Annotated in this window: 19 protein-coding genes and 1 tRNA gene; 16 read left to right on the top strand and 4 right to left on the bottom strand. The window is 53.5% G+C overall.

Annotated elements, in window-relative coordinates; genetic code table 11:
• Positions 1–30: 30 nt before the first annotated feature.
• From B7994_RS10130 to B7994_RS10115, 4 genes are all read left to right on the top strand, one after another.
• Positions 31–101 (top strand) — tRNA-Gln (locus B7994_RS10130).
• 43 nt (positions 102–144) lie between these two features.
• Positions 145–903 (top strand): RNA methyltransferase, encoded by a 759-nt coding sequence (locus tag B7994_RS10125; RefSeq protein WP_088638350.1) that lies wholly within the window; start codon positions 145–147, stop codon positions 901–903.
• 34 nt (positions 904–937) lie between these two features.
• Positions 938–2,437: a hypothetical protein gene (locus tag B7994_RS10120; protein WP_144063846.1), complete on the top strand. Its 1,500-nt coding sequence runs from the start codon at positions 938–940 to the stop codon at positions 2,435–2,437.
• The gene (locus B7994_RS10115) at positions 2,397–3,038 is read left to right on the top strand and encodes a DUF1007 family protein (RefSeq protein WP_088638348.1); all 642 of its coding nucleotides are present in this window, start codon (positions 2,397–2,399) and stop codon (positions 3,036–3,038) included. Before B7994_RS10120 ends, B7994_RS10115 begins: the two co-directional genes overlap by 41 nt.
• Positions 3,039–3,040: 2 nt before the next feature.
• On the opposite strand, the gene B7994_RS10110 is transcribed toward B7994_RS10115, so the two are convergent.
• On the bottom strand, positions 3,041–3,742 hold the full coding sequence (locus tag B7994_RS10110) for a hypothetical protein (protein ID WP_088638347.1): 702 nt from the start codon (positions 3,740–3,742) through the stop codon (positions 3,041–3,043).
• Positions 3,735–4,565, bottom strand: a complete 831-nt coding sequence (locus B7994_RS10105) for a TIGR02147 family protein (protein ID WP_088638346.1) — start codon at positions 4,563–4,565, stop codon at positions 3,735–3,737. The genes B7994_RS10110 and B7994_RS10105 overlap by 8 nt, the downstream gene beginning before the upstream one ends.
• 308 nt (positions 4,566–4,873) lie before the next feature.
• Here B7994_RS10105 and B7994_RS10095 point away from each other — a divergent pair, with 308 nt between their 5' ends.
• The 9 genes from B7994_RS10095 to B7994_RS10055 all read left to right on the top strand — a co-directional run bounded on the left by B7994_RS10095 (position 4,874) and on the right by B7994_RS10055 (position 16,819).
• Positions 4,874–5,779: a hypothetical protein gene (locus tag B7994_RS10095; protein WP_088638344.1), complete on the top strand. Its 906-nt coding sequence runs from the start codon at positions 4,874–4,876 to the stop codon at positions 5,777–5,779.
• A gap of 10 nt (positions 5,780–5,789) precedes the next feature.
• On the top strand, positions 5,790–7,460 hold the full coding sequence (locus B7994_RS10090; protein WP_144063845.1) for a PCMD domain-containing protein: 1,671 nt from the start codon (positions 5,790–5,792) through the stop codon (positions 7,458–7,460).
• Positions 7,461–9,284 carry a PCMD domain-containing protein gene (locus tag B7994_RS10085; protein ID WP_088638342.1) on the top strand — a complete coding sequence of 608 codons (1,824 nt, stop codon included), beginning with the start codon at positions 7,461–7,463 and terminating at the stop codon, positions 9,282–9,284.
• Positions 9,285–9,328: 44 nt separating this feature from the next.
• Positions 9,329–9,652 carry a thioredoxin gene (trxA, locus tag B7994_RS10080; RefSeq protein ID WP_088638341.1) on the top strand — a complete coding sequence of 108 codons (324 nt, stop codon included), beginning with the start codon at positions 9,329–9,331 and terminating at the stop codon, positions 9,650–9,652.
• Positions 9,653–9,717: 65 nt separating this feature from the next.
• Entirely contained in the window at positions 9,718–10,509 is a 792-nt protein-coding gene (gene hisF / locus B7994_RS10075) for an imidazole glycerol phosphate synthase subunit HisF (RefSeq protein WP_088638340.1), read from the top strand.
• 1 nt (position 10,510) lies between these two features.
• Positions 10,511–11,908: a TldD/PmbA family protein gene (locus B7994_RS10070; RefSeq protein ID WP_088638339.1), complete on the top strand. Its 1,398-nt coding sequence runs from the start codon at positions 10,511–10,513 to the stop codon at positions 11,906–11,908.
• Between the two features lie 441 nt (positions 11,909–12,349).
• Complete coding sequence (locus tag B7994_RS10065; protein ID WP_088638338.1) at positions 12,350–13,165, top strand: TIGR02147 family protein; 816 nt, start codon at positions 12,350–12,352, stop codon at positions 13,163–13,165.
• Positions 13,166–13,175: 10 nt separating this feature from the next.
• Positions 13,176–14,084, top strand: coding sequence for a hypothetical protein (locus tag B7994_RS10060; protein ID WP_088638337.1), 909 nt, complete (start codon positions 13,176–13,178; stop codon positions 14,082–14,084).
• Between the two features lie 182 nt (positions 14,085–14,266).
• Positions 14,267–16,819, top strand: a complete 2,553-nt coding sequence (locus B7994_RS10055; RefSeq protein WP_088638336.1) for an ATP-dependent Clp protease ATP-binding subunit — start codon at positions 14,267–14,269, stop codon at positions 16,817–16,819.
• 71 nt (positions 16,820–16,890) lie between these two features.
• On the opposite strand, the gene B7994_RS10050 is transcribed toward B7994_RS10055, so the two are convergent.
• Entirely contained in the window at positions 16,891–17,589 is a 699-nt protein-coding gene (locus B7994_RS10050; protein ID WP_144063844.1) for a hypothetical protein, read from the bottom strand.
• Between the two features lie 64 nt (positions 17,590–17,653).
• Between B7994_RS10050 and hisC the strand changes: the two genes are divergently transcribed.
• Together hisC and hisN are read left to right on the top strand one after the other, a co-directional pair.
• Positions 17,654–18,742: a histidinol-phosphate transaminase gene (gene hisC / locus B7994_RS10045; protein WP_088638334.1), complete on the top strand. Its 1,089-nt coding sequence runs from the start codon at positions 17,654–17,656 to the stop codon at positions 18,740–18,742.
• 1 nt (position 18,743) lies between these two features.
• Positions 18,744–19,550, top strand: coding sequence for a histidinol-phosphatase (hisN, locus tag B7994_RS10040; RefSeq protein WP_088638333.1), 807 nt, complete (start codon positions 18,744–18,746; stop codon positions 19,548–19,550).
• Between the two features lie 11 nt (positions 19,551–19,561).
• On the opposite strand, the gene B7994_RS10035 is transcribed toward hisN, so the two are convergent.
• A complete protein-coding gene (locus tag B7994_RS10035) occupies positions 19,562–21,973 on the bottom strand; it encodes a DNA internalization-related competence protein ComEC/Rec2 (protein WP_233143161.1) in 2,412 nt (803 codons plus the stop codon).
• 66 nt (positions 21,974–22,039) lie between these two features.
• On the opposite strand from B7994_RS10035, the gene B7994_RS10030 reads away from it, so the two are divergent.
• On the top strand, positions 22,040–23,299 hold the full coding sequence (locus B7994_RS10030) for a hypothetical protein (protein ID WP_144063843.1): 1,260 nt from the start codon (positions 22,040–22,042) through the stop codon (positions 23,297–23,299).
• Positions 23,300–23,309 lie beyond the last annotated feature (10 nt).

The raw sequence follows: 23,309 nt of genomic DNA, 5'->3' as shown, positions 1-23,309 counted from the left end.
GAGGAATATTTTCTAAAGTTGTGCCCACACTGAGCTATGGTGTAACGGTAGCACAACAGATTCTGACTCTGTTTGTCTAGGTTCGAATCCTGGTAGCTCAACGAACCCCTGTCATTCGGCAGGGGATTTTTTTATCTTGTTGCCGTGGAATTTTTTGACTACTTCTCGAACTTGTTTGGCGAACGCTGGCCGGCCCTGCTCGAAGCCCTGAAGGGTGAGGGCTGTGCTACGGAACTGCGGTTTGGCGATGGGCTGGAACCGTATTACCTGGACGAGGCGTCAGTCTTTGCGGCGAAAACGCTCGGGGTTGAACCGGGGGACCGTGTGCTGGACATGTGCGCCGCTCCCGGTGGGAAGTCCCTGGTTCTTGCCTCCGGCCTGAAGGGGGAGGGATCTCTGCAGAGCAATGACCGCTCTCCGGACAGGCGTCTCCGCCTTTCGCATGTGCTCGAGAACTCCCTGCCCGAACAGTGGCGCTCCGTCGTCTCCGTGACCGGCTACGATGGCGTGAAGTTCGGCATGCACAAGAAGGAAAGCTACGACAGGATCCTTCTGGATGCTCCGTGCTCCTCGGACAGGCACGTGCTCAACGCTCCCGAGCATCTCAAGGTGTGGTCGGTGAAGCGCGTCAAGCGCCTTGCGGTGGAGCAGGGCTCGCTCCTTGCTTCGGCAGTGGACGCCCTTGCCCCGGGCGGTACCCTCGTGTACAGCACGTGCGCACTTTCGCCTATGGAAAACGACGACGTGGTGAAGAAAATCCTCAAGAAACGCCCCGCGATGCGCCTCGACGAGATTGCCCAGATCCCTGCGGGGGCTGACCGCACCGAATGCGGTGTGCATATTTTGCCCGACCGCGCCGCTGGCCGTGGCCCGATTTACTGCGCCCGCCTAGTGAAGGGGTAGTCCTTTTTCCTCGATTTTTATATATCTTTATAGCATGTTGAAGCGATTAATTCCTTTCGTGTTTTTTGTTGTGCCTTTTGCGTTTGCGCAGGAGGCCAAGCCTGCGGTTGCTAGTCCGGCCGATACGGCCACGACCCGTGAAGTTCCCGTGCGCTACTGGGTTATCGGGGATTCCGTGGAGCAAGAAGCTATTTTCGTGAAAATCGAGAAAGATACCGTCTACCTGCGCGCTGTGGATGAATCGACACAGAAGCTTTTCGAACGCTTGAACGAGGCGGAGGCTGCCGCCCTGCAAGAAAGTAACGGGCAGAAGGTCGAGGAAGAAGATGAATTTGAAGATGACGACAAGGTGGAAGAAAAGAAGCCTGCCGATGTCATCATGACGGATGCAGTGAAGGATTCCCTTGCCGCAAAGTCTGATTCGGCGAGTGCTGCCGATTCTGCCGCTGCCGCCGAGGCTGCGAAGGCTGCCGAAATTGCCGCCGATGCCGAGGACGACCTCGAGGCCGCTCTGGAAAAAGAAGAAAAGCGCCTGAAGATGGAAGAAATTGCGAAGGTCGAGGCCGAGATCCGCGAACGTGAAATCCAGGACAGCCTTGCTAATGTCGTCGAAAATCCCTACATCAAGATTTTCCGCCTCGATTTGAAACGCCTGTACAACCTCGAGGACAAGGTGATGATTGACCTTTCGCTCTCGAATTACGTGGTGCCGGTTATCAAGGAAGAGGAAGAGCAGATTGAACTCTACCCGCCGGGAAAGGCGAACCTGCTTGTCGTCTCGAATCCGGAAGCGTGCTCGCTGTTCGTGAACGGTATTCCGCTCCACCAGGTGGCGCCCGATACCATCAAGAACATCAAGCCGGGCAAGTACAACATCTCCGTGATGAAGGTCCTGCGCGATGTGGAATGGTGGGGCTCTGCAACGGTCAAGATCAATGCCGACAGTCTGAACAAGGTGGAAATTGCGGTGGAACGCCCCTCGACGAGGCTTACCCTCAATACGAATCCCGAAGCGGTCGAAGTCTATATTGGCCAGGAACCCTCGGTGAACCATATGCCCGACTACGAAACCGACGTCGTGGTGAACGAGGTTAAGCCGCAACCGGAACTGCAGATATTCTTCCGCAAGGTGGGCTATCGCGATACCTCGATTACGACCGAGGTCAAGGCGTTCATGCCGAACTTCATCAATGTCGAACTTCAGTCTGTCGACGATGTCGAGTATATCCAGGGGCAGAGGGAGTTTAACCAGAAACGCCGTGACCGCCGTGTGGGCAAGGTGTTGCTGTTCAGTTCTATCGCTCCGATTTTGGCTGGCGGTGTGTTGTGGTACCTGGCCGAACGCAACTGGAGCGATGCTGCCGATAAGAAGCACGAATACAGCCGTTCCGTGTTCGATAGCGAAAAGGCGCAGCGACTGATCAAGGACAATCACGACCTGAATAACCAGGGCGATACGAAGGCGGCGATAAGCATTGGCCTTGGCGCCATAGGTGCGGGCCTCCTGGTGGCGGGAGTTGTCTTTGCGTTCTAGCGCACTTTGTTTTAGGCGCTGCCTTGCGGCGGCGCTTTTTTGTTTGGGCTTTGCGACTTTTGCGGAGGCACACCCGCATGTCTTTGCCGACGTGTCGATAAAAATCGTTTACGACCAGGCCGGATTCAGCGGAATTCGCAACCACTGGGTGTTCGACGAAATTTATAGCGCCGGAATGGTGGCTTCTGTCGATAAGAATGATGATGGCAAGTTATCGCGAGAAGAGGGCAGGGGGCTTGAATCTGCAATTCTCGGGCCGCTCGAAAAGAATAACTACTACAATTACGTGCAGGCCGGTTCGGCCTTCTTGAAGGTTCGGCGCATCAGTGGATTCGAGGCGTCGCTTGTGAAGGGAAAGCTTGTCCTCGATTTCGTTGCGGAATTCTCGAAGCCGGCGGAATCGGACTGGACCATGCTCGTAGTCGTCGTGGCCGACCCGACGAATTATATACAGATGACTTCGGATATGGAAAATGCGGACGTCGAGTCGCCCGCAAGTATCGAGGTGGAATATTTTGCCGATGCCCTCGAGGGCCTTACGCTATTCAGGGCCTTCCGTTCTGAAATAGAGGGACTGTACCTCAGGTATAAGAAGAAATAGTTTTATTCCGGGCAGGTCGTATCGCAGAGCGATTCCCCGTCAAATTTGCAAATGACCGTGCATTCGGGTTCCTCGGGCTCGAATGTGCTATTGCAATAGAGCTCGTATCTCTTTGCTTCGGTTTCGAGGGTCTGTGACCAGTCGGTCTCGGGCAGCCACGGCAATGCACAGGCGGCATCCTGCTTTCCCCTGATGCAGTTGTCTCCGAAGTCCCGGAATATACCGTCGTTTTGCAGGCATTCTTCCTGGAATAGGGCGAGATCTTCTTGGCATTGGGCCAAGCCTACGAAATAGGCGACGGAAATGAGTTGCAATAGAATACCTTCATCGGGCATGACAAGGCTGGTCAGGAAATAGGAACCCTTCTTGTCGCCGCCGAGCATCTGTACCCCGATTTCCTTTTCGGGATTGCTCTTGTACAGGTTGATATAGCAACGGGTATCTGGGGCTGTGGTGTAGGGAGTCTTCTCTGTCGTGAACATGTAATCAGCCTTTGAAGAAGACGTCGTGGGGACGGTGTCTGCTGTTCCTTGATTGTATCCTGGCTTTCCAGCGAGTGCGTCCAGAACGCTGTCGCGGACATCTCGCCATGCCGAAGAATTCGGCTCGGTCGTCACGCCAGCCGCTTTGCCGGAATCCGTATCGGAGCAAGCCATAAGTAGGGCCAGGAATAATCCCGCGAAAACGAAAAGCGGTTTATTCATAAATTTCCTCCTTTGATTTTGTCAACGGGAAAAACTGCAAGTTGAGACGGTAGACCTTTTTGCCGTTCTTAGTTCCACTTGCGATTCGGACGATTCTTTGCCTGAAATTTTCCAGTTCCTCTACAATCTGGTCGTATTCCGCTTGGGAGAGTGTTGCCGTTAGGCCAGAAAAATAGCGCTTGGAGACTGGGACGGTATCGATGGATTTGCATGCCAGGTCGGCCATTTGCCGGTGCATGGAACGAAGTGCGAGTGGCATGATTTCGGATGAGCCGGAAACAACCTTTTCCGTTTGCCTGTAATGGTTTTTGCTTGTCTTTTTCAGGAGACCTGCGGAAAGCAGGAAATCTATGGAACGCCTGATTTCGGTTGCGTTCGTTTCAGGAATGCAGAGCTTGGATAGGGCGAGTGGTTTAGCGCCTGGGTTCAGCGCGGCTATTTCGCGAACAACTGGATTTAGCCACGATTCGAAATACATGAATGCGTCGCCGTCGAGCATTTTGATTTTGTATTCTTTCGCCATTTCACGAATCTCTTGTAGAACTTGTTTTTTTCTTGATTCGTTCTTGGCTTCGTCCAACTCGACGAGTTTCTGAAAATAGATTTTTTCGTGTTCTATAAGGCCCATCGCGTTTGCGACTGCCTCGGTTCCCGCCTTGCTTAGGCGGCTTTTGCCGTCGCACACGACCTTCATGTAGTTTGGCGAAGAGAAACCGGCGAGTTTCGAGAATTGCCTCCACGAGAAGGCTGAAGTACGCTTGCGTTCTTCGTAGAATGCTCGCATGTAGAGCCTGTAGTCGTAGAATTCGAATATGGATTTCATATTCGTAAATATAAACCGTGTGTGCTACAAAATCAATGAATTTTCGCTAAAAACGAAATTTTTTTACGATTTTTTAAATTTTGTCCAATTTTATACTACACTTCGTAGCATATGGAATCGGTTTGCCGAGAAAGTTGTAAAACTTTGGATTTTGGGGTGCTGGCTTTTGTTTGATGCCGAAAAACAAAATATCTCCGCTGGGGATTAAATTGGATATAGAGAAGAAATAGGGTCAATTTGTTGAAATTCCTCACAGGCTTGTGACGTAGGATTCCGCAGGGGTACGATAAAAATGTAAATTCGTGTATATGCGGAGACTCCTTTTTTCTGTAATCCTTCTTTTTGCCGTTTTGCCTGCGTTTGCGCAAGATGCGGCTCCGGATTCCGTGCCGGTGGCACCTGCCGGGCAGGATTCGCTGGTAGAAGTATCTGCGCTGGACACTGTGGCTGCTGTCCAGCAGGCAGAAACGCCTGCACCTGCAATTGAAACGCCTGCTCCGGTGAGCGATTCCGTTGCTGTCGCGCAGCCTGCAAAAAAATCGGGCCTTCTGGATGCACTTTTCCCAGTCGAGCCGGACGAATCTATTGCGAAGAGGCATTTCTATGCGGGCGCGACGCTTTCCCTTATACAGGCGAATACCGAGGACGATGCGCTGAACATCATGATTGGCGATGTGTACGAGGCGTACGGTTATACATTTACGGTAGAAGCTTTTGGTGGGTACTTTATCCGCGACGCGATGGCGCTCGGTTTGCGTGCCGGGTATTCGCGTACATGGTTCGATATAGATTTCTCGCTCATGGAAGACCTCATGGACTTGAAGGAACGGCGCAAGTACGTGAGCAACGGGTTCTTTGTGCAGCCGCTCTTGAAGAACTACCTGAAGGTGCTGAATTCCCGCGTGTTTTATCTGTTCAACGAGACCTCCGTTTCGGTGGAATATTCGTACGGCATTTCGCAGACGGATGATAGCGAGGATATGAAGAAGACTCGCAACAGGAGCTGGGCCATCAAGGCGGGTATCAACCCGGGCATTTGTGTGATGGTGTTGAACCGCTTTGCTTTCGAAACTTCGGTAGGTTTGCTGGGCCTGAGTTCTAGCATTGTCGATGTGGAAGAGAACGGCGAAACAAGTAGCAGGTTCGTCTTTAATGTCGTGAATTTCACCATAAACCTTCTGGCGCTAGATTTCTCGCTAGTGATGTTCTTCTAGGAGGCGGTAAATGCGTAGTACTTTGCGAGGATTGCTTTGTGCACTGCCGCTATGCCTGGTTGTAGGCGCTTTTGTCGCTTGCGATGGCGGCAATACGGATATTGTCGTTCCCAATACGGATTTGTCTGGCCTTTTCGAGAATGGAAAGGGTGTGGAATCCGATTTTGAGAGTGGGATAATAGAAGTGCCTGCCGGGCTCGATTCCCTTGTTATCGAGGATGTGTCGTCACTGGGCGGTGCGCAGTGCTACCTGGCCCTGGACAACGATCTTGTCGACCCCGAGATTGACTGGGATTCTCCTGTTGAGGATGGTACTGTACTGGACCTGGACGGTAGCGACTTTGTAAACATCGTTGTGCTGGATTCCAATAGCCAGATTGTGAAAGTGTGGCAGATTGTTGCCCGCGAGGAGTCTTCCTCGTCCGTAAAATCGTCTTCGTCGTCGAAGGCTAAGTCGTCTTCATCCGAGAAGTCCTCGTCCTCGAAGAAAGAGGAATCCTCTTCGTCAGCGGAATCGAGTTCATCTGAAGAATCGAGCTCGTCAGAGGAATCAAGTTCGTCGGAAGAGCCTTTGTCTAGCGAGGAGGCGGAATCGTCTTCGAGCGAGATTCCCGAATCCAGTTCTGCCGAAGAATCCTCGAGCAGCGAGGAATCGTCCAGCAGTGCGGAATCGTCTAGCTGCGTGGAAGAATCTTCTAGCAGCGAGACTCCCGCATCTAGCGCGAATGTGGCCGTGAAACTTTCCGAACTTTCTGTCGCGAAGGGGACGGTTACGGTGAAGGATTCGTTTGTTTACGTGGAAGTTCCTTATGGTTCGGACCTCTCGAAGGTGGCTTTGCTGCCCCTCGATACGGTGAACGATTTGCGCCGCCCGGTGGAAATGGAATTTGCGGACGATGAAGGTACCGTTGCCACTTACAGTGTGGTTGCCGGTGTGCAACTGCCAGGCTCGAATTTCAATGCCCGCGACGATTTCTGGGCCACCACGAGCGATGCGATGGCGACAAAGAAGACTGCTGCGGCAATTACGGTCTCGTCGTCAGCGAACCTTGAATTTGACGGCGGTACGGCGACAATAACGACCCGCGAAGTCGAGGGATCGCTTGTGATTATTGACGGCAGCTGGAAGATGGCGGGCGGCTTCTACTTTAGCGGGGAATACGCAGGCGAAACGGCGCTGGATATTTACGAACAGGGCTATACGAGCGGGACTCCTTCGACAGGCGATTCTTACATCGCAAATGATATGACCTTCGGCAAGCCCTTTACGGCGCGCCCGACAGCTTTCACGGTAAAGTATTCCTACATCCATAAAGCCAATACGTCTACGCAATACCCGCAGAAGAGCCTCGTGTATGTGATGCTTGTGGGCAAGAATGGCAAGGTTGTTGCGACAGGCGCCTTCTCGGACAGTGAAAGTGCCGACATGGTGACGCGCCGGGTGAAACTTTCTTACGGCAAGGATCCGTTCGGGCTTTTGGATGGCGGCTATGCGGTGGCAGAAGGCCTTACGCTCGGTAAGGGTGACGAAGATGTAACCGCGATTCATGTGATGTTTGCCTCTTCGGCTTATGCGCACGTGGTGTGTGGCGGGACGGCGGGCAATTCGGGCAAATACCGTGGCGGTGAAAATTCGGCGCTCGTGCTCGATGACTTTAAACTGGAATACTTGGAGGAATAAATGAAGAAGTTTGCCGCTTTGCCTCTTGAATTCCTGTTTGCCATTTGTACGGCCTTGCTTGTGTTGGCGGGCTGTACTGCCGACTACGATACGTTCGGTACGTCGGATTACAGGAAACTGAACGAAATTGCCTTCGAAGAACAGGACGGCAACCCGTCCATGTACGAGTCGGAACACAAGATTATCGTATCTCTTGCAGAAATTCCCGATAGCCTCGACACGTGGGATTCCGTGACCATCGGAAACTTGGACGTAAGTTCCATGGCGACGCTCCACCTGGTGACGAGCAAGTTCAAGGAATTCCCTGAAGATTCCATTGCCCTGGATTCCCTTGCCGAAAAGGTCTCGTATGCGAAGGGTAGCTTGCACGAGGGCGATAAGATTCGAATCCCCTCCAGCGGGGTCGTCTATGTGGTGGTCGTTTCGGAGAGCGGATTGCCTGTTATTTGGCAGATCGCCTTCGAAATCCCTGAAAAACCGGAAGCTTCGAGTAGCAGTGAGGGCGAAGATCCGGAGGATGATCCGGGCGAAGATACCGGCAAGTCCTCTGCAGGCAAGAATTCCGAGTCTAGTTCGTCTTCTGCGAAGGATGCTGGCAAGTCTTCTTCTTCGGGCAAATCGTCATCCTCGGGCAAATCGTCATCTTCGGCCAAGTCGTCTTCGTCGGGCAAGGACGGCGATTCCAGCAGCAGCAAGGGCTCCGATAATAATTCGGCAAGCAGCGAGAGCAGTTCTTCGGCAGGTGGCGAAGAACCGGAATCTTCGTCGTCAGAAATTCCGGCAGATGCACCGAAGCTCCTCAAGATATCGGTGGGTGAAGGCAACGTTGTCGGTAACATAGACCAGGATGCAGGGACGGTCTTCTTGGATATGGACTATGCGACGGATTTGGACCTCCGCGACCTCGAGGTAAAAACCCTTGAAGTTTCTGAAGGCGCCAGCGTGAATATCCAGAAAGGGAAATCTTACGACTTTACACGTGGCTACAAGGTGACGCTTACGAGCGATGGCGGCGAGCGGACCTATACCGTGAAGGCTGGCTACCAGTATCCGGGCAGCGATTTCAACCACTGGGTGAAGGATGCGTTTGGCAACAAGAACGACATCAACGGCTGGGACAATGGCAACAACGATGCCATATCTTCGACCAAGACGCTTACTGTGAACGAGAATGAAGAAGTTATCAAGATGGAGTCGATAAATGCCACTGTTTTAGGCATAGGCCGCTTTGCGAGTGGCAACATGTTTGTCGGCTATTTCAATCCCAAGGGCGTAGGCACGCTCAAGTTGACTGGCTACGATGACGGCAACGAACTCATCGATTTCGGCAGGCCGTTCTATGGCCGCCCGAAGTTTGTGGAGTTCGACGTGAAGTACGATGGCAAGAAGGATTCCTGCGACCTCTATGTGATTCTTGAACACCGTAGCCGCACGAGCAACGAGGGCAAGAACCAGTACAGGGGTTCCAGCGACGTGAATACGATGGTCGCTTCTGCATGGTACCGCGCGACGACCGTCAATAGCGAAGACGACCCGGACGTGGTCTCCATTACCGATGCAAAGCGCTCGGGTTACAAGACCATACGCCTTGCCCTGAAGTACGGGGAACCCCTGGAAGGCTCGCCGATTTTCAATTCCAGCGTCTTTAACAAGACCCTCAAGAATTCCGCCGGTATCAACAATTACATGGTCCGGACCGATTCCCCGGACGATTTCGACGTGACGCATATCCGCGTCGTTGTGGCCTCCAGTGCGCTCGGGAACCTCTATAAGGGGACGGTTGGGGCGACTCTTTGGGTTGACGAGATGCGTCTCTTTTACTGATGCCCTGGAATTTGCTATTTTAAGGGAAAAAAACGGAGATTTCTATGTCAGCAATTCACCTGACCGCAGAAAATTTTGACAAGGCCATCAGCTCTGGCCAGCTGGTATTCGTGGACTTCTGGGCCACCTGGTGCCGTCCGTGCATGATGATGGGCCCTATTATCGATGAACTTGCCGCAGAATACGAAGGCAAGGCCATTATCGCCAAGATGGACGTGGATGATGACGGTGCGAAGGATATCTGCGCCCGTTTCGGCATTACGAACATCCCGAACATGAAACTGTTCAAGAACGGCGTGGAAGTCGATAACGTAGTGGGCGCCGTTCCCAAGGCGACCGTCAAGAGCGTTATCGACCGCAATCTGTAACCTGTAGCGTCATCCTGAGCGGAGCAACTTTGTTGCGTAGTGAAGGTGCCGGACCTGTTTTTTGTATGCTGACAAAACGTTTGATAGTCTGTCTTGACGTCCGTAACCGCAAGGTCACGAAGGGCGTCAAGTTCAAGGGTAATATCGATATCGGCGACCCCGTAGAGATGGGGGCGCAGTATAGCGCCGACGGTGTCGATGAACTTGTTTTTTATGACATTACGGCAAGTGCCGAAAACCGCCCGTGCGACATGGAGATGATCCGCCAGATTGCAAAGCGCGTGTTTATCCCGTTTGCAGTGGGCGGCGGTATCCGCAATCTCGACGACATGCATGAGGCCTTGTTGGCCGGTGCCGAGAAAGTGAGCGTGAACAGCCTCGCCGTATTGCACCCCGAAATCATTGCCGACGGCGCGAAGGCTTTTGGGCGCCAGTGCGTGGTGCTTGGCATGGACGCGAAGTTCGTGGGCGTTTCGGACAAGATACCGAGCGGTTACGAAGTGTTTATCCGTGGTGGCCGCCAGGCGATGGGCATCGATGCCCTCGAGTGGGCCAAGAAGGCCGAAGACCTGGGAGTGGGCGAGATTTGCCTCAACTCTATCGATACCGACGGCGTGAAGAACGGTTACGAACTTACGATTACCGACATGATTGCGAAGGCCGTGCAGGTGCCCGTGATTGCCAGTGGCGGTGCGGGAACTCCGGCGCACATTGTGGACTTGTTCCGCAAGACCTCTGCCGATGCGGCACTGGTGGCGTCGATGGTGCACTTTGGCGATTACACTGTACCCGGAATCAAGTCCGAGATGCTTGCCGCGGGAATCCCCGTGCGCAAGAAAATGAACGGCGAGGTATAGCGTGAATCCATCTACCGCGGTAAAGATTTTTGAGGCGGGCCGCAGTGCCGGTGCCGACTTCGTTGAAATTTTCGAAGAGGAAACCCGCAGTTCGAGCCTTGGGCTCAAGGACCGCCAGATAGATACGGCGACCGCGGGCACAGAATATGGCATAGGCGTGCGCCTGCTCTATGGGACGGAAGTCCTGTACGGGTTCACGAGCGACGACAGCGAAGAAGCTCTCGTAAAGCTGGTCAAGACTCTTGCCTTCGGGCGTATCGCCGGAATGAATTTGTCTGGAACGGCGGTGAAATCTTTCGAGTTTGCGCCCGAGAAGCGTGTCTGCGACTACAATCCGGCTGCGTACCAGGACCCGCGTGTGCTGGGGCAGGCCATCAAGCAGGATTTCCTTTTCCGCGCCGACAAGGCTGCCCGTGCGCTTTCCCCGAAGATTGCTCAGGTGGGAGCGAGCGTTACGGACAGTTGCAGCACCATCACGCTCATGAACAGCGAAGGCCTGCATCTGGAAATGAACCGCGGGCGCCTGCGCGTGAACGTGAATGTGACTGCAACCGATGGCAGCGAACGCCTTACGACCCACGAAGCTCCCGGTGCGCTTGGCGGCTATGAACTTATTGAAAATTATTCCCCCGAGGCGCTTGCCGTAGAATGTGGCGAGCGCGTGCTCCGCATGCTCGATGCGGGCTACATTACCGGTGGCCAGATGCCTGTGGTGATGGGGAACGGCTTTGGCGGTGTGATTTTCCACGAGGCCTGCGGACACCCGCTCGAGACGGAATCGGTACGCCGTAAGGCAAGCCCGTTCTGCGGAAAGATTGGCGAGGCGATTGGACAGCCTTGCCTTACCGCGATTGACGACGGCACCATCGAAGGCATGTGGGGCAGCCTCAAGTACGATGACGAAGGAACCCCGACGCAGCGTACGACGCTTATCGAAAACGGCATATTGAAGACCTACATGAGCGACCGCGTTGGTGCAGCCGAGGTTGGTATTGCCCTTACGGGTAGCGCCCGTCGCGAAAATTACAAGTATGCGCCCGTGAGCCGCATGCGCAATACGTTCATTGCGCCCGGCAAGGATACGCTCGAATCGATGATCGCGAGCGTGGATAACGGGCTCTATGCCGCGCGCATGGCTGGCGGTTCCGTGAACCCCGCGACCGGTGAATTCAACTTTGCCGTCGGTGAAGGTTATGTTATTCGTAACGGGAAGATTTGTGAACTTGTCCGTGGGGCAACACTCATTGGCAAGGGCCACGAAATCATGCCGCGCATAAGCATGGTCGGGAGCGACTGGGATGTTGCTGCCGGCGTATGCGGAGCCTCTTCGGGCCACGTTCCCGTGACGGTTGGCCAGCCTTCCATAAAGGTCGACCAGATTCTCGTTGGCGGCCGCTAGTCGATTACCCCCAACAATCTCAAAAAAGCCTATATAAACCACAACGGCACCCCGCGAGGAGATGCCGTTGTTGGTGTATGGGATGTTTGGATTACATGTAGTAATGTAGATTCATAAACGGCTATCGGGGAGTAGTTTGGACTAAATTCCATTGTAACGCTTTACAACACTTACAACGTTTACAACGGCGCAAAGTCCCGTTTTAATGCGAAAAAGGCGGTTTATTTGCAGGGGAAAGGGTTAGATGGGCCTCTTTTTCTGTCGTTTGTTGCGAAAGGTTTACAGTGATTCATCTGTAACCATGAGCGATTCATTAAAAAGTTAAAATTTTCAGAATTTACAAAATTTGCGCGTTTTGAATAAAAATCGAAAACTTTGTATCATTCTACCTATTGCAAATGCGTTTCAAAAGAGATATTTTTGCGTACAAGGAGGTTAAAGATGAAACCGATAACAGAATATCAAGATTATCGAAAGTACATGCTTGATTATTTTGAATGGCGCAAAAGGAGTTCTGTTTTTTCGTGGAGGGAATTTTCGAAGATTGCCGGATTCGCGTCGCCGTCGTACTTGAAGCTCGTTTGTGACGGCAAAAGTTCGCTGAGCCGCGTGGGCGTTGTGCAGGTTGCCGCGGCTATGGGGCTGGCTGACAGCGAGTTTGAATATTTCAAGCACATGGTCGATTTCACGAATGCCAGTGATGATGGAAAGAAAAAGGAGGCTTTCCTCAAAATGAAGGCGGTTGCAAACGAACAGCGCGCTAGGGTCTTGAATGCCGAAGCTTTCGACTACTACGAGTCTGCCGTGAATTCCGTCGTTCGTGAATTGGCCCCGCTTATGCCGGGTGCGCTCCCGGGTGACATTGCCAAGAAAATCAAGCACAAGTTTACGGCGCAGCAGGTCCGCGATTCGCTGAAGCTCTTGGTCAAGCTGAACATTCTCAAGGCCTTGGGTGAAAATGCCTATGAGCAAACGGATAAAGTCATCAAGGGCTCCGGCGAGGCACTGACGCTTGCACTTCGCTCTATGAACGGCCAGATGCTTGACCTTGCCCGCGAAGCCCTCGAAAAAGTTGCACCGGATGAACGCAATATTTCTGGTGTGACGATTGGTGTGGACGAGACCGCGTTCAAGCGCATCTTGGAGGAAGTGAACCATTTCCGCAAACAAGTTATCGCCATCGCAGGCGAATCTAAAAAAATCAATCAAGTTTACCGTTTAAATTTACAGTTTTTCCCGCTCTCGGAAAAAGTATAAGGAGGATCTTATGGAAATCAAAAAAATTATCCCGCTTTCGCTCGCTGCCATGAGCGTAATGGGCGCCTTGACCGCTTGTTCCGATGATAAGGTGGTTGGTGCCGATGAACATGAAAATACGATGGCTTTGAACTCCAGCTCGTCTGCCCAGCCGGAATCATCCAGTTCGATTGGCGAACTGGACCTCATTCCCGAGGAAACGCTGGCATTGCTTAAGAGTGTCGGCAAGGGTGTTGCCGTGACCATCCGTTTTTCGATGGATGAATCCGGTTCGTATAGGAAGGATACGGTTGATGCAACCGGTGTTTATGAGAGTGTCGTCGACTCTATTTTGGAAACGGATTCCGTTCGTTTTATGGGGGTGGATTCTGTATATGAAAATATCATGAACATGCCTCCTGACGAAAACCGGAGTACTGCGTTGAAGGAGTATAGGTTGAATTTCCAGACGAATACTGAAGTCAAAATCGTTATGAAAGATGAAGCAGGCCTGGTCCATGGACCAATCGGTTCGTATTTTGGGGCTGTGGGTTCCCCTGAAAGATATCACGGCGTAGTTTGCTTGAGACAAATTGAGGATATCAGGCAGGATGGCGGGGCCCTGGATTATCGTTATGCGCTTTCCTTGAATGAAGCCGGTGATGGTTCTGGCTTTGTTCTAGAAAAAAATTTGGTTTATTTCGACCCGGATACAGAGGAAGAGTTCAAGCAGGATTGCGCTCTTGAAAATGGTGAAATCAAGATGATGGACTGGACCGAAAGCATTTTGGGACGTACGTATACTGAGCTTTCGTGCAGCATCCCGCTAACTTTTACCGAGGGCATCCCGACTTACAAGGATCCCCATTGGGAAAAGTATGGACGGCGCATTATTGAAAGCTGCGTTACGACTCAAAGTATAGACGACATCGCGTTTTAGCACAGTCTTAAACACCCGACTGTCTTATTTTGAAAAAATGTCGCTGAAAAATGCGACATTTTTTGCTTTTTTATGGCGAAAATTGCCGTTTTTACGCAGTTTTGGACGTTTTTTTGCCGAGCGAGGCCCTTGGCATGGGTTTTGCATCTGGAAAGCGGTAAAAATAAAAAGAAGGTTCGTTTATGTCCGATTTCAATAACGATGCAGAAAAGGTTTTGGCGAAGGCACAGAGCCTGCGCGACCGTTGTTCGCATTCCTACCTGGGTGCGGCGCATTTGGCGGTAGGCCTTGTCGAAGGCCCGGATGCCACCTTGAAGAAACTCTACAAGTCGAAGGGCGCGAAGACGAATGAACTCCGCGGCAAGCTGGAGCCGTTCGTGCAGAAGATTCCGCGCATGGAAGGCGTGAACCCCGACGTGGAACCCGATAACGACTTGAACCGTATTTTGCGTGCTTCCGTGCAGGCGGCGCGTCAGGTGAACCGCATGGTGACTCCGGGCGATATGCTTGTGGCCCTCATGAAGTTCTCGGGCGACCGTGGCCTTGCGAAGGTGTTCGAAGATGCGTTGGGAAGCGTCGAGGTCGTGGAAACCTGGCTTTCGGACCCGTTTGCGGGTGCCGCGAATGCCGAGGAACAGTCTCCGCTGAAACTCTACGGCCGTGAGCTTGTAGAAATGGCCGCCGACGGCAAGCTTTCGCCGGTGATTGGCCGTGAAGAAGAAATCCGCCGCGTCATCTTGATTTTGAGCCGAAAGACGAAAAACAACCCGTGCCTGGTCGGTGAACCTGGCGTGGGTAAGACCGCCATTGTCGAAGGCCTCGCCGAGCGTATTTACCGCGGCGATGTGCCTGATGCTCTGAAGGGCAAGAAGTTGTTTGCGCTGGATTTGTCCGCGTTGATGGCGGGTGCAAAATACCGTGGCGATTTTGAGGAACGTTTGAAAGCCGTGCTGGACGCCCTTGAAGAAGACGGCAATACCTTGCTGTTCATCGACGAAATCCACACCATCGTGGGCGCGGGCAAGACGGAAGGCTCCATGGACTTGGGCAATATGCTCAAGCCGAAGCTCGCCCGTGGTGAACTGCACTGCATCGGTGCCACCACCACGCAGGAATACCGCAAGTACATCGAGAAGGATTCCGCATTGGAACGCCGTTTCCAGCCCGTACAGGTCGACGAGCCGAGCGAAGAGGAATCCATTTCTATTCTCCGTGGCATCAAAGACGGATTCGATGCGCACCACGGCGTGCGTCTGCACGATAACGCACTTGTGGCGGCGGTGAAGCTTTCGAACCGCTACATCAGCGACCGTTTCTTGCCGGACAAGGCCATTGACCTGATTGACGAGGCGGCAAGCCTTGTGAAGACGCAGATGGATACCGTGCCCGAAGCCTTGGACACTTTGCAGCGTAAGGAACTCCAGATGAAAATCGAGGAGCAGGCCTTGGCGAAGGAAACCGACGACACCAGCGTAAAGCGCCTGAAAGAGTTGCGCGAAGAACTCGCGACAACGGATGCTGCAGTCAAGTTGATGCAGGACCGCTGGCAGGAACGCCGTGCGAAAAATGCCGAGTTGCAGGGGCTTAAGAAATCCTTGCAGCAGGCGAAGGACGAGATGGAGCAGGCCGAAGCCCGCTACGACTTGAACCGTGCCGCCGAACTCAAGTACAACAAGATTGTGAACCTGGAGCGTGAAATCGCCGCGAAGACGGAAGAAATCAAGAAGTCCGCAAGCGATGGCGACCTGAGCGAAGAGGTGACCGAAGAAACCATCGCTCTCGTGGTGAGCCGCTGGACCGGTATCCCTGTCACGAAGCTTTGCGAAGGCGAAAAGGCAAAGTTGTTGCACCTGGACGAACGCCTGCATGCCCGCGTGATTGGCCAGGACGAAGCCGTCGAGGCGGTTTCGGAAGCGATTCTGCGTAACCGTAGCGGACTTAGCCGCGAGAATGCACCGATTGGTAGTTTCTTGTTCCTGGGCCCCACAGGTGTGGGCAAGACGGAACTTGCGAAGGCGCTTGCCGTGGAACTGTTCGACGACGAGAACGCGCTCGTGCGTATCGACATGAGCGAATACATGGAAAAGCATAGCGTGAGCCGTTTGATCGGTGCGCCTCCGGGATACGTGGGCTACGAAGAAGGCGGCCAGCTGACCGAAGCCGTGCGTACGCATCCGTACTGCGTGATTCTGCTCGATGAAATCGAGAAGGCTCACCCCGACGTGTTCAACACGCTGTTGCAGGTGCTTGACGACGGTCGTCTGACCGATGGCAAGGGCCGTACCGTGAATTTCAAGAACACCTTGATTCTCATGACGTCGAACCTGGGTGCCGCTCACTTCCAGAACCGCGCGGGTGATGCAAAGCCCGTGACCTTGAAGGAAATCGAGCCGGAACTCCGTGGCTTCTTCCGTCCGGAATTCTTGAACCGTCTGGACGAAGTGCTGGTGTTCCAGAGCTTAACGAAACCGCAGATCCGTGACATCGTAAGGCTCAAATTCAAGGGACTCGCCGAACGCGCCGCCCGTCAGGATTTGCAGTTGACCCTGACCGACGCCGCCCTGGATGCGATTGCCGACGGTGCCTACCAGCCGGAATTCGGCGCGCGGCCGATCCAGCGTTACCTGGAACGGAACGTGGAACGCCCGCTGAGCCATGCAATTCTCGCCGGAGACGTGAGTGCCGCAAAGCCGGTGGTCATCGATTACGACGGCGAGAAATTTGTGGTGAGATAAACGAAGATGCTGGTTAAGATCCTCGCCTTCGCGAGGATGACAATGGTGCTGCGTTTACGGTGAAGTAGTCGCTACAGCGCCTTTATTACGTAAAGAGCAATGGTCTGAACATCATTGTTCTTTTCTTGCATCACTCCGATATCAAAGTCCAGACGGATACGGAATGTGCTGAGCGATAGTTCGAGTTTAGGAATGATGTCGACCATGAAATCGTCTGTCAGGTTGCCGATACTGCCCGACATGTTGATTTCGATAAATGTACGGAAGTAGCTCGTAAAGTAGAGCGTTGGTGTCATTCCGGCTGCGAATTTGACGTATCCGCCTTCGCCGGTGACGCCCTGCAGTGCTCCGGCGCGAATTTCATAGAAGTTGGCGAAGTTCTTGGAGATAAACTGCTCGTTGCCGTAGGTCAGCACGACTGCGGTGCTGTTGTTGCGGTTTAGGCCGAAGTTGCCATCCAGTTCGATGAAGTTGTTCTCGTTAATAAGGTAGCGCCCGCCGATATCGAGCGAGACGATGACCTGGTCAAATTTATCTATGCTTTTTACGTTGATTTTGCCGCCGGCGTTCCATTCCTTGGAAAGTGCCGTGGTGACGTTGACTGGGAATAGAATGTCAGAACCGTAATTGTTCATTGCGCCGATTCCGACGGCCCATCTTGGTGATGGTCGTGTATCGGGCCCGAAGGTGTAGCGAATATCCCATATGCGGTCAACGGCAAACGCGTTTACGCACATGGTTGCTAACAACAGGGCTACGAAGCGGTTCATACGCATAAAATTTAACTTAATCCCATGACAAATATTCTAGATTTGACGTAGAAAAGAGGTATATATGGTCGAACCGCGTCCAGAACTTTCGAAACTTTCTGATTATGTGCCCGGAAAATCCATCGAGGAAATCCGCGAGCGCTTTGGACTTGCAAAAGTTGTCAAGTTGGCGTCTAACGAAAATCCGCTCGGGGCTTCCCCGAAGGCGGTCGAGGCGTTTCACGGGATTGCGGACAGCCTGCACCTTTACCCGCGAGGCGATGCCCCGAAACTGATTGATTCCATCGCCAAGATGTATGGCGTGGCTACGAACGAGATTGTTATCGGTAATGGCTCGGACGAGATTATCGACATGGTGGGTAAGGCGTTTATCCGCCAGGGCGACAACTGCGTGGGCATTACGCCGACTTTCTCGGTGTACAAGTTTACGACGCTTTCGAACGGCGCCGACTTTATCGGTGTGGGCGAGGGCGAGGTGCGAGCATCGCTCGATGACCTTGCAAAGGCGGTGAACGACAAGACCCGCGTGGCCTTTATCTGCAACCCGAACAACCCGACGGGTGCGTACTACACCGAAGCGGAGATTCGCGACTTCTTGAAGAAGGTCCCGCAGAATGTGCTCGTGTTCCTGGACGAGGCGTATGCCGAGTTCGCGACGGCACCGGACTACCCGAACATGGCAAAGTTTGTCCGCGAGTACCCGAACCTGTTCGTGAACCGCACCTTCAGCAAGATCTACGGGCTGGCAGGTCTCCGCGTGGGCTATGCTTTCAGCAATGCCGAAGTTATCCGTGCCCTGTGGAAGGTGAAGCCTCCGTTTGACGTGAACCAGGCGGCCCAGGTGGCGGCGATCGCCGCTCTAGGCGATAAGGAACACGTGCAGGCGACCCGCAAGATGAATACCGAGGGCATTGATGTCCTTACCCGCGAATTTGAAGCACTCGGACTCAAGGTGCTCCCGACGCAGGCGAACTTCATCTGCGTAAAGATCGGTGAACGTGCGAAGGAACTTGTTGCCTTTTTGGAACAGAATGGCATGATTGTCCGCGGGCTCACGAGCTTCGGTATGCCGGAATACATCCGCGTGACCGTAGGCAAGCCCGAAGAGAATGCGTTCCTGATGGAACTCGTGAAAAAGTGGTGCGAGGCGTAGTATGGCTCAGGAATACAAGGACCTGCTGCAGATTGCGCTCAAGACGGCGGAAATGGCCCAGGAAAATATCCTGAAGTATTTCCAGTCCGGTATCGGTGTCGAGTGGAAAAAGGACAACACGCCGGTAACGATTGCCGACAAGAGCACGGAAGAACTTTGCCGCGAGTTCTGGGCGAAGGAGACTCCGGGTTTCGGCGTGATTGGCGAGGAATTCGGGATCGAGAGCCCCGATGCGGAATACCAGTGGGTCATAGACCCGATTGACGGTACGAAGGCTTTCATTCACGGTGTTCCGCTGTTCGGCACGCTTATCGCGCTCTACAAGAAGAACATTCCCGTATGCTCGCTCATCCGCATTCCCGCGATGAATACTGCCGTCTGGGCGGTAAACGGCGGGGGAGCCTTCCTGGACGGCCGCGCAGTCCGTGTTTCGGGCGTTTCGCAGTTGAACGAGGCGCTCGTGCTATCAGGTACGGTAAACACTATGGAAACCTCGGGCTACGGCGAAGGTTTCGCGAAGCTCCGCCGCGGGGCCAAACTCCACCGCGGGTGGGGTGACTGCTACGGGTATTACCTTGTGGCGGCGGGACGCGCCGAAGTGATGGTAGATCCTGTCGTTTCCCTCTGGGATATCGCTCCGTATCCGCTCCTGTTTGCAGAAGCGGGCGGAAAGTTCAGCACCATCGACGGGAAAGCAGAACTCTTCGATAAGGATGGCAAGCCTGTGGCCCCGATCTATGAAGGTTTCTCGAGTGTCGCGACAAACGGGCAACTGCACGATATCGCACTCGACTGCCTGAAGCGATAAACTGCCCGGGCCTATTTTATCATCGTCTCTACATTTACGGAATCTTCTGAGAACGTTACAGTAACGGTTCCGCTCTTTGCCGTATTCAGGTACGGAATTTCCAGCGCGTCGAGCCTTTCGGTTACCTGCTTGTGCGGGTGGCGGAACTTGTTCCTGCGCCCGCTTGAGATGATGGCGACCTGTGGGCCAACCGCCTTCAGGAAATCCTCGCTGCTCGATGTCTTGCTCCCGTGGTGCCCTACCTTCAGCACGTCGCTCCTTATGTAGGCGAGAGACCCGAGTATCGTCTTCTCGCCAGGGACCGTCAGGTCGCCGGTCAGGATGGCGGAATGCCCGAATCCGCTTGCCTGCAACGTTATGCTTGCTTCGTTCAGGTCTCGGCACTCCTTGCTTACGTCCGTAAGTTTTTTCGGGTGGATTGCCCGCACTTCAAAAAAGTTCTCGCGCCATATGAAACCGCGCCGGATTTCGCGTACGGGAACCTTGCGCTCTACCGCCTCCTCGATAACATCGCGCCATTCCACGCCATCGGCAGTGCGGGAACACTCGTTTGTCCATACCTCGTTCACCGGGAACATGCGCAACAGACTTGCTGCACCCCCGAAGTGGTCCAGGTGCGGGTGCGTTATTACGAGCGCGTCGAGCCGCTGCACGCCTATGTGGTGCAGGAAAGGTACGATAATGTCCTTGCCGGAATCGGTTCTGCTCTTGTCGCCCGCATCGACAAGTATGTAGCGGTTTCCGGGAGTGCGCAGCAGGATGCTGTCTCCTTGCCCTACATCGATGACAGTCATGCTCCAGGTGGGGTGAAAGAGCCTTTCGTATCCCTGAAAGCAGAAAATAGCGGAGAATGCGCACAGGCTTACAACGCAGAAGAAGCGAGCGACGGCGTTCTTGCGGCAGGCAGGGAGCGCGATGAAGACTCCTCCCAGAAGCAGGAGGATTGCGGGACTGAACGGCCCGACGGTTACGGATGCCTGCGAGGAATCGGAGAGAGTGCGTGTCAGGAGCGAGGCTAGCCTCAGAAAGAAGCTGGCGGCCGAACAGAATGTCTCTCGCATAAAGTCGATGGGCGAAAGGAGAGCAAATAGGCCTGCCTGCATGCCCCACGAGATTGCAGGAACGACGACGATGTTCCCGAGCCAGGCGAATGGAGAAAGTGTCTTGAAGTGATGTATCAGGAAAGGCGATGTGGCAAGAGTTGCGCATAAGGTGACGTATGTGGGTGAGATGGCGAAAGATTCGATGAAGTTCCAGACTTTACTGCGCTTCAGGAATTCTGGGAGATTGCGTAGCGGATTATGGCTGTTGCCTACGAGAATGCCGGCGGTTGCCGCCGCCGAGAGCTGGAAACCCGGATTCCATATTTCGGAGGGCGAATGGAGCAATATGAACAGGAGGGCGACTCCCAGGCTGTTGAGCGTATTGGCGGGCCTTTCGAAAAGCAGGCCGACCTGCGGTACGGCAAACATCAGTACGGCGCGCTGCACGGCAGGGGAGCCTCCGGTTACCGGCACGTAAATTGCCAGCAGGATTATCGCTATGATACTTGCCGCCTTGTGGGGGAGCCGCGTCGCCTTCAGGAATACCATGAGCATGCCTGCAAGCAAGACGACATGGAACCCGCTAATGGCTAGAACGTGTACCAGCCCCGAGCGCTGGAAATCGTTCCGGAGTGCCTCGGGAATACCGCTACGGTCGCCTGCTAAAAGCCCGAGCAGGAGCCCTGTCTCTGCGGGTTCCAGGTATTCCTCGAACCGTCCCTTGATCCACTTGCGGAATACGTAGAAACTCCTTTCGGGAATCCATTCCCCTTTCCATGCATTCCAGCAGACAAATTTTCCGTAGGCCGCAAAACCCTGGCTCCTGAGCCATTCCCGCGTGTTAAAAGCTCCAGGTACGGTCGGGTCGTTTACCGGGTACCATTTTGCTTCGTAGCAGATGCTGTCTCCCGGTTCGGGCAGTACAGGCAGCTCGCGCTTTTCGGTTATCCTTACGCGATATGGCGCGCCTTCCTTGCCTGCGATGCCGTTCTTGCCTATGGTGACGATAAACGCGGTTCCGTTCCCTCTGGGTAGAACGGCTTCGATGTGCCCGCACGCTTTTGCCGGAGTTTCGTCTGGTAATGTTTGCCCGCTGGAGTCCCCGGATGGTGCGTCGTGCGTATTACGGAGCAGGGTGTGGCAGGCGCATGCGGTTACGAGTGCCCCCAAGATACACCATTGTACGCTTCTCGGGAAAAAATGTACGGCGAGTGCGACAGGCAAAAGTAAAAAGGGGGCATAGGGGGGTGCGTCAAGACTTGCGTATACGGCTATGACAGCTAACGATGCGGCAAGAGCGGGCTTGCCGGCAATCGGGCTTGTCAAATCGCGGATGTTCTGCAAGAACATTTCTTTCCGGCTTGGTTTTCTTCGCATCATTTTTTTACCTTTGGAAAAAGGGCCTCTATCTATAAAGACGGCTGAAACCGCAAAATGTGCCAAATCATGACTAAAAAAGTTTTTTACATACTGTGGATCCTCTTGTTGCTTGTTCTTGCAGACTGTACCGAAGAATCTTCGGGCGAGCCTGTGCTCTTGCCCGAGATGGTATCCATGTATGCACTGTATCCAAACGATGTGGCGGCAAACGATTCCGCATCGGCTCATGTCGCGAACGGATTGCAGCTTTTGGTACATCCGAAGGGCTCATATACGCTTTCGTTTGACAGGGATTCCTCGATATCTGAATTGCCGGAACTGCAACTTTTTAGACTAGGCTCGGATCTTGGTGACGGCCGTGTCTCGACAAGCCTTGTGCGTACGCTTGAACCGCGCGAAGAGAATGGGCGGCTGCTCTACAAGTTCGTATGCGAGGAAAGTGACCGCAACATTTGGGTGACGACTTTGGTGCTTGATGGTGAATTTTATAAGGGACTGACCCGTCACGCAAAGTTGGAAGCCGAAGGCTTTTATTCCGATACGCTTTCGCTTAATCTGATTGTCGTGGGCAAAATCGATTTTCTGGATTCTTCCGTGACCGTGAAATTCTTTGCCGACCAGATGCTGCGAAATTTCAGGAAATACTATACGTCCATTGTCATAGATACTTTGTATATACGCTATGCGAACGAACACCCGACTTTGGGGGATAAGTATCCGGCGGACCAGCTCTGGCTTGCCGGCCGGACGACGAGCGACTTCTTTGTCAGTGAACTTGGCGGCTGGCCTGAACCCGGATTGAAAAATGCACTTGATATTTTGCTTGTGCACCGCATTGAGATGGATTGGGTACTCGGGTATTCGCTCATGTATGGTGGGAACCTGTACGGTGGACAGGGGAGTACCGTGGTTATCGGCGCCTACAACAAGACGCCTTCGGGTGAAACGGGGCTTTCTGTTGCCTCGATGGTCTCGACTGCGATCCACGAGACAGGGCACTTTTTCGGGTTGCGTCACACGACGGCGACGCAGGCTGATTTCGAGGTGGATTTCGACCTCTCGAATTACGAGGACGGCTTCACCGATACGCCATACTGCCCAGATTTGCTGAAATCCGGGCTCCTGAAAAAGCAGGTGGAGCCTCCTGCTGACTACAGGATGCCTGTGATGCGCGGTCGTTTCGCGACATCGGACGATGTGTTCGATGTTGGCGCTTGTCCGGATGCAAACAACATGATGTTCCCTGCGGGAAACGACTACATGGACGGCTTTACCGAGCAGCAACTCGAACATGTTCGCAAGAATCTGATGCTGTTCCCGCACTGATTGAGGATTT

The organism is Fibrobacter sp. UWR2 (genome assembly GCF_002210285.1).
Taxonomy (GTDB): Bacteria; Fibrobacterota; Fibrobacteria; order Fibrobacterales; family Fibrobacteraceae; genus Fibrobacter.
This window is presented reverse-complemented; position numbering and strand designations above follow the sequence as displayed.

Bases quoted from the DNA above. Each gene is read 5' to 3' on its own strand.
- B7994_RS10120 (WP_144063846.1), top strand. From the start codon at position 938: ATGTTGAAGCGATTAATTCCTTTCGTGTTTTTTGTTGTGCCTTTTGCG.
- B7994_RS10110 (WP_088638347.1), bottom strand. From the start codon at position 3,742: ATGAATAAACCGCTTTTCGTTTTCGCGGGATTATTCCTGGCCCTACTT.
- B7994_RS10105 (WP_088638346.1), bottom strand. From the start codon at position 4,565: ATGAAATCCATATTCGAATTCTACGACTACAGGCTCTACATGCGAGCA.
- B7994_RS10095 (WP_088638344.1), top strand. From the start codon at position 4,874: ATGCGGAGACTCCTTTTTTCTGTAATCCTTCTTTTTGCCGTTTTGCCT.
- B7994_RS10090 (WP_144063845.1), top strand. From the start codon at position 5,790: ATGCGTAGTACTTTGCGAGGATTGCTTTGTGCACTGCCGCTATGCCTG.
- B7994_RS10085 (WP_088638342.1), top strand. From the start codon at position 7,461: ATGAAGAAGTTTGCCGCTTTGCCTCTTGAATTCCTGTTTGCCATTTGT.
- trxA (WP_088638341.1), top strand. From the start codon at position 9,329: ATGTCAGCAATTCACCTGACCGCAGAAAATTTTGACAAGGCCATCAGC.
- hisF (WP_088638340.1), top strand. From the start codon at position 9,718: ATGCTGACAAAACGTTTGATAGTCTGTCTTGACGTCCGTAACCGCAAG.
- B7994_RS10065 (WP_088638338.1), top strand. From the start codon at position 12,350: ATGAAACCGATAACAGAATATCAAGATTATCGAAAGTACATGCTTGAT.
- B7994_RS10060 (WP_088638337.1), top strand. From the start codon at position 13,176: ATGGAAATCAAAAAAATTATCCCGCTTTCGCTCGCTGCCATGAGCGTA.
- B7994_RS10055 (WP_088638336.1), top strand. From the start codon at position 14,267: ATGTCCGATTTCAATAACGATGCAGAAAAGGTTTTGGCGAAGGCACAG.
- B7994_RS10050 (WP_144063844.1), bottom strand. From the start codon at position 17,589: ATGAACCGCTTCGTAGCCCTGTTGTTAGCAACCATGTGCGTAAACGCG.
- hisC (WP_088638334.1), top strand. From the start codon at position 17,654: ATGGTCGAACCGCGTCCAGAACTTTCGAAACTTTCTGATTATGTGCCC.
- hisN (WP_088638333.1), top strand. From the start codon at position 18,744: ATGGCTCAGGAATACAAGGACCTGCTGCAGATTGCGCTCAAGACGGCG.
- B7994_RS10035 (WP_233143161.1), bottom strand. From the start codon at position 21,973: ATGATGCGAAGAAAACCAAGCCGGAAAGAAATGTTCTTGCAGAACATC.
- B7994_RS10030 (WP_144063843.1), top strand. From the start codon at position 22,040: ATGACTAAAAAAGTTTTTTACATACTGTGGATCCTCTTGTTGCTTGTT.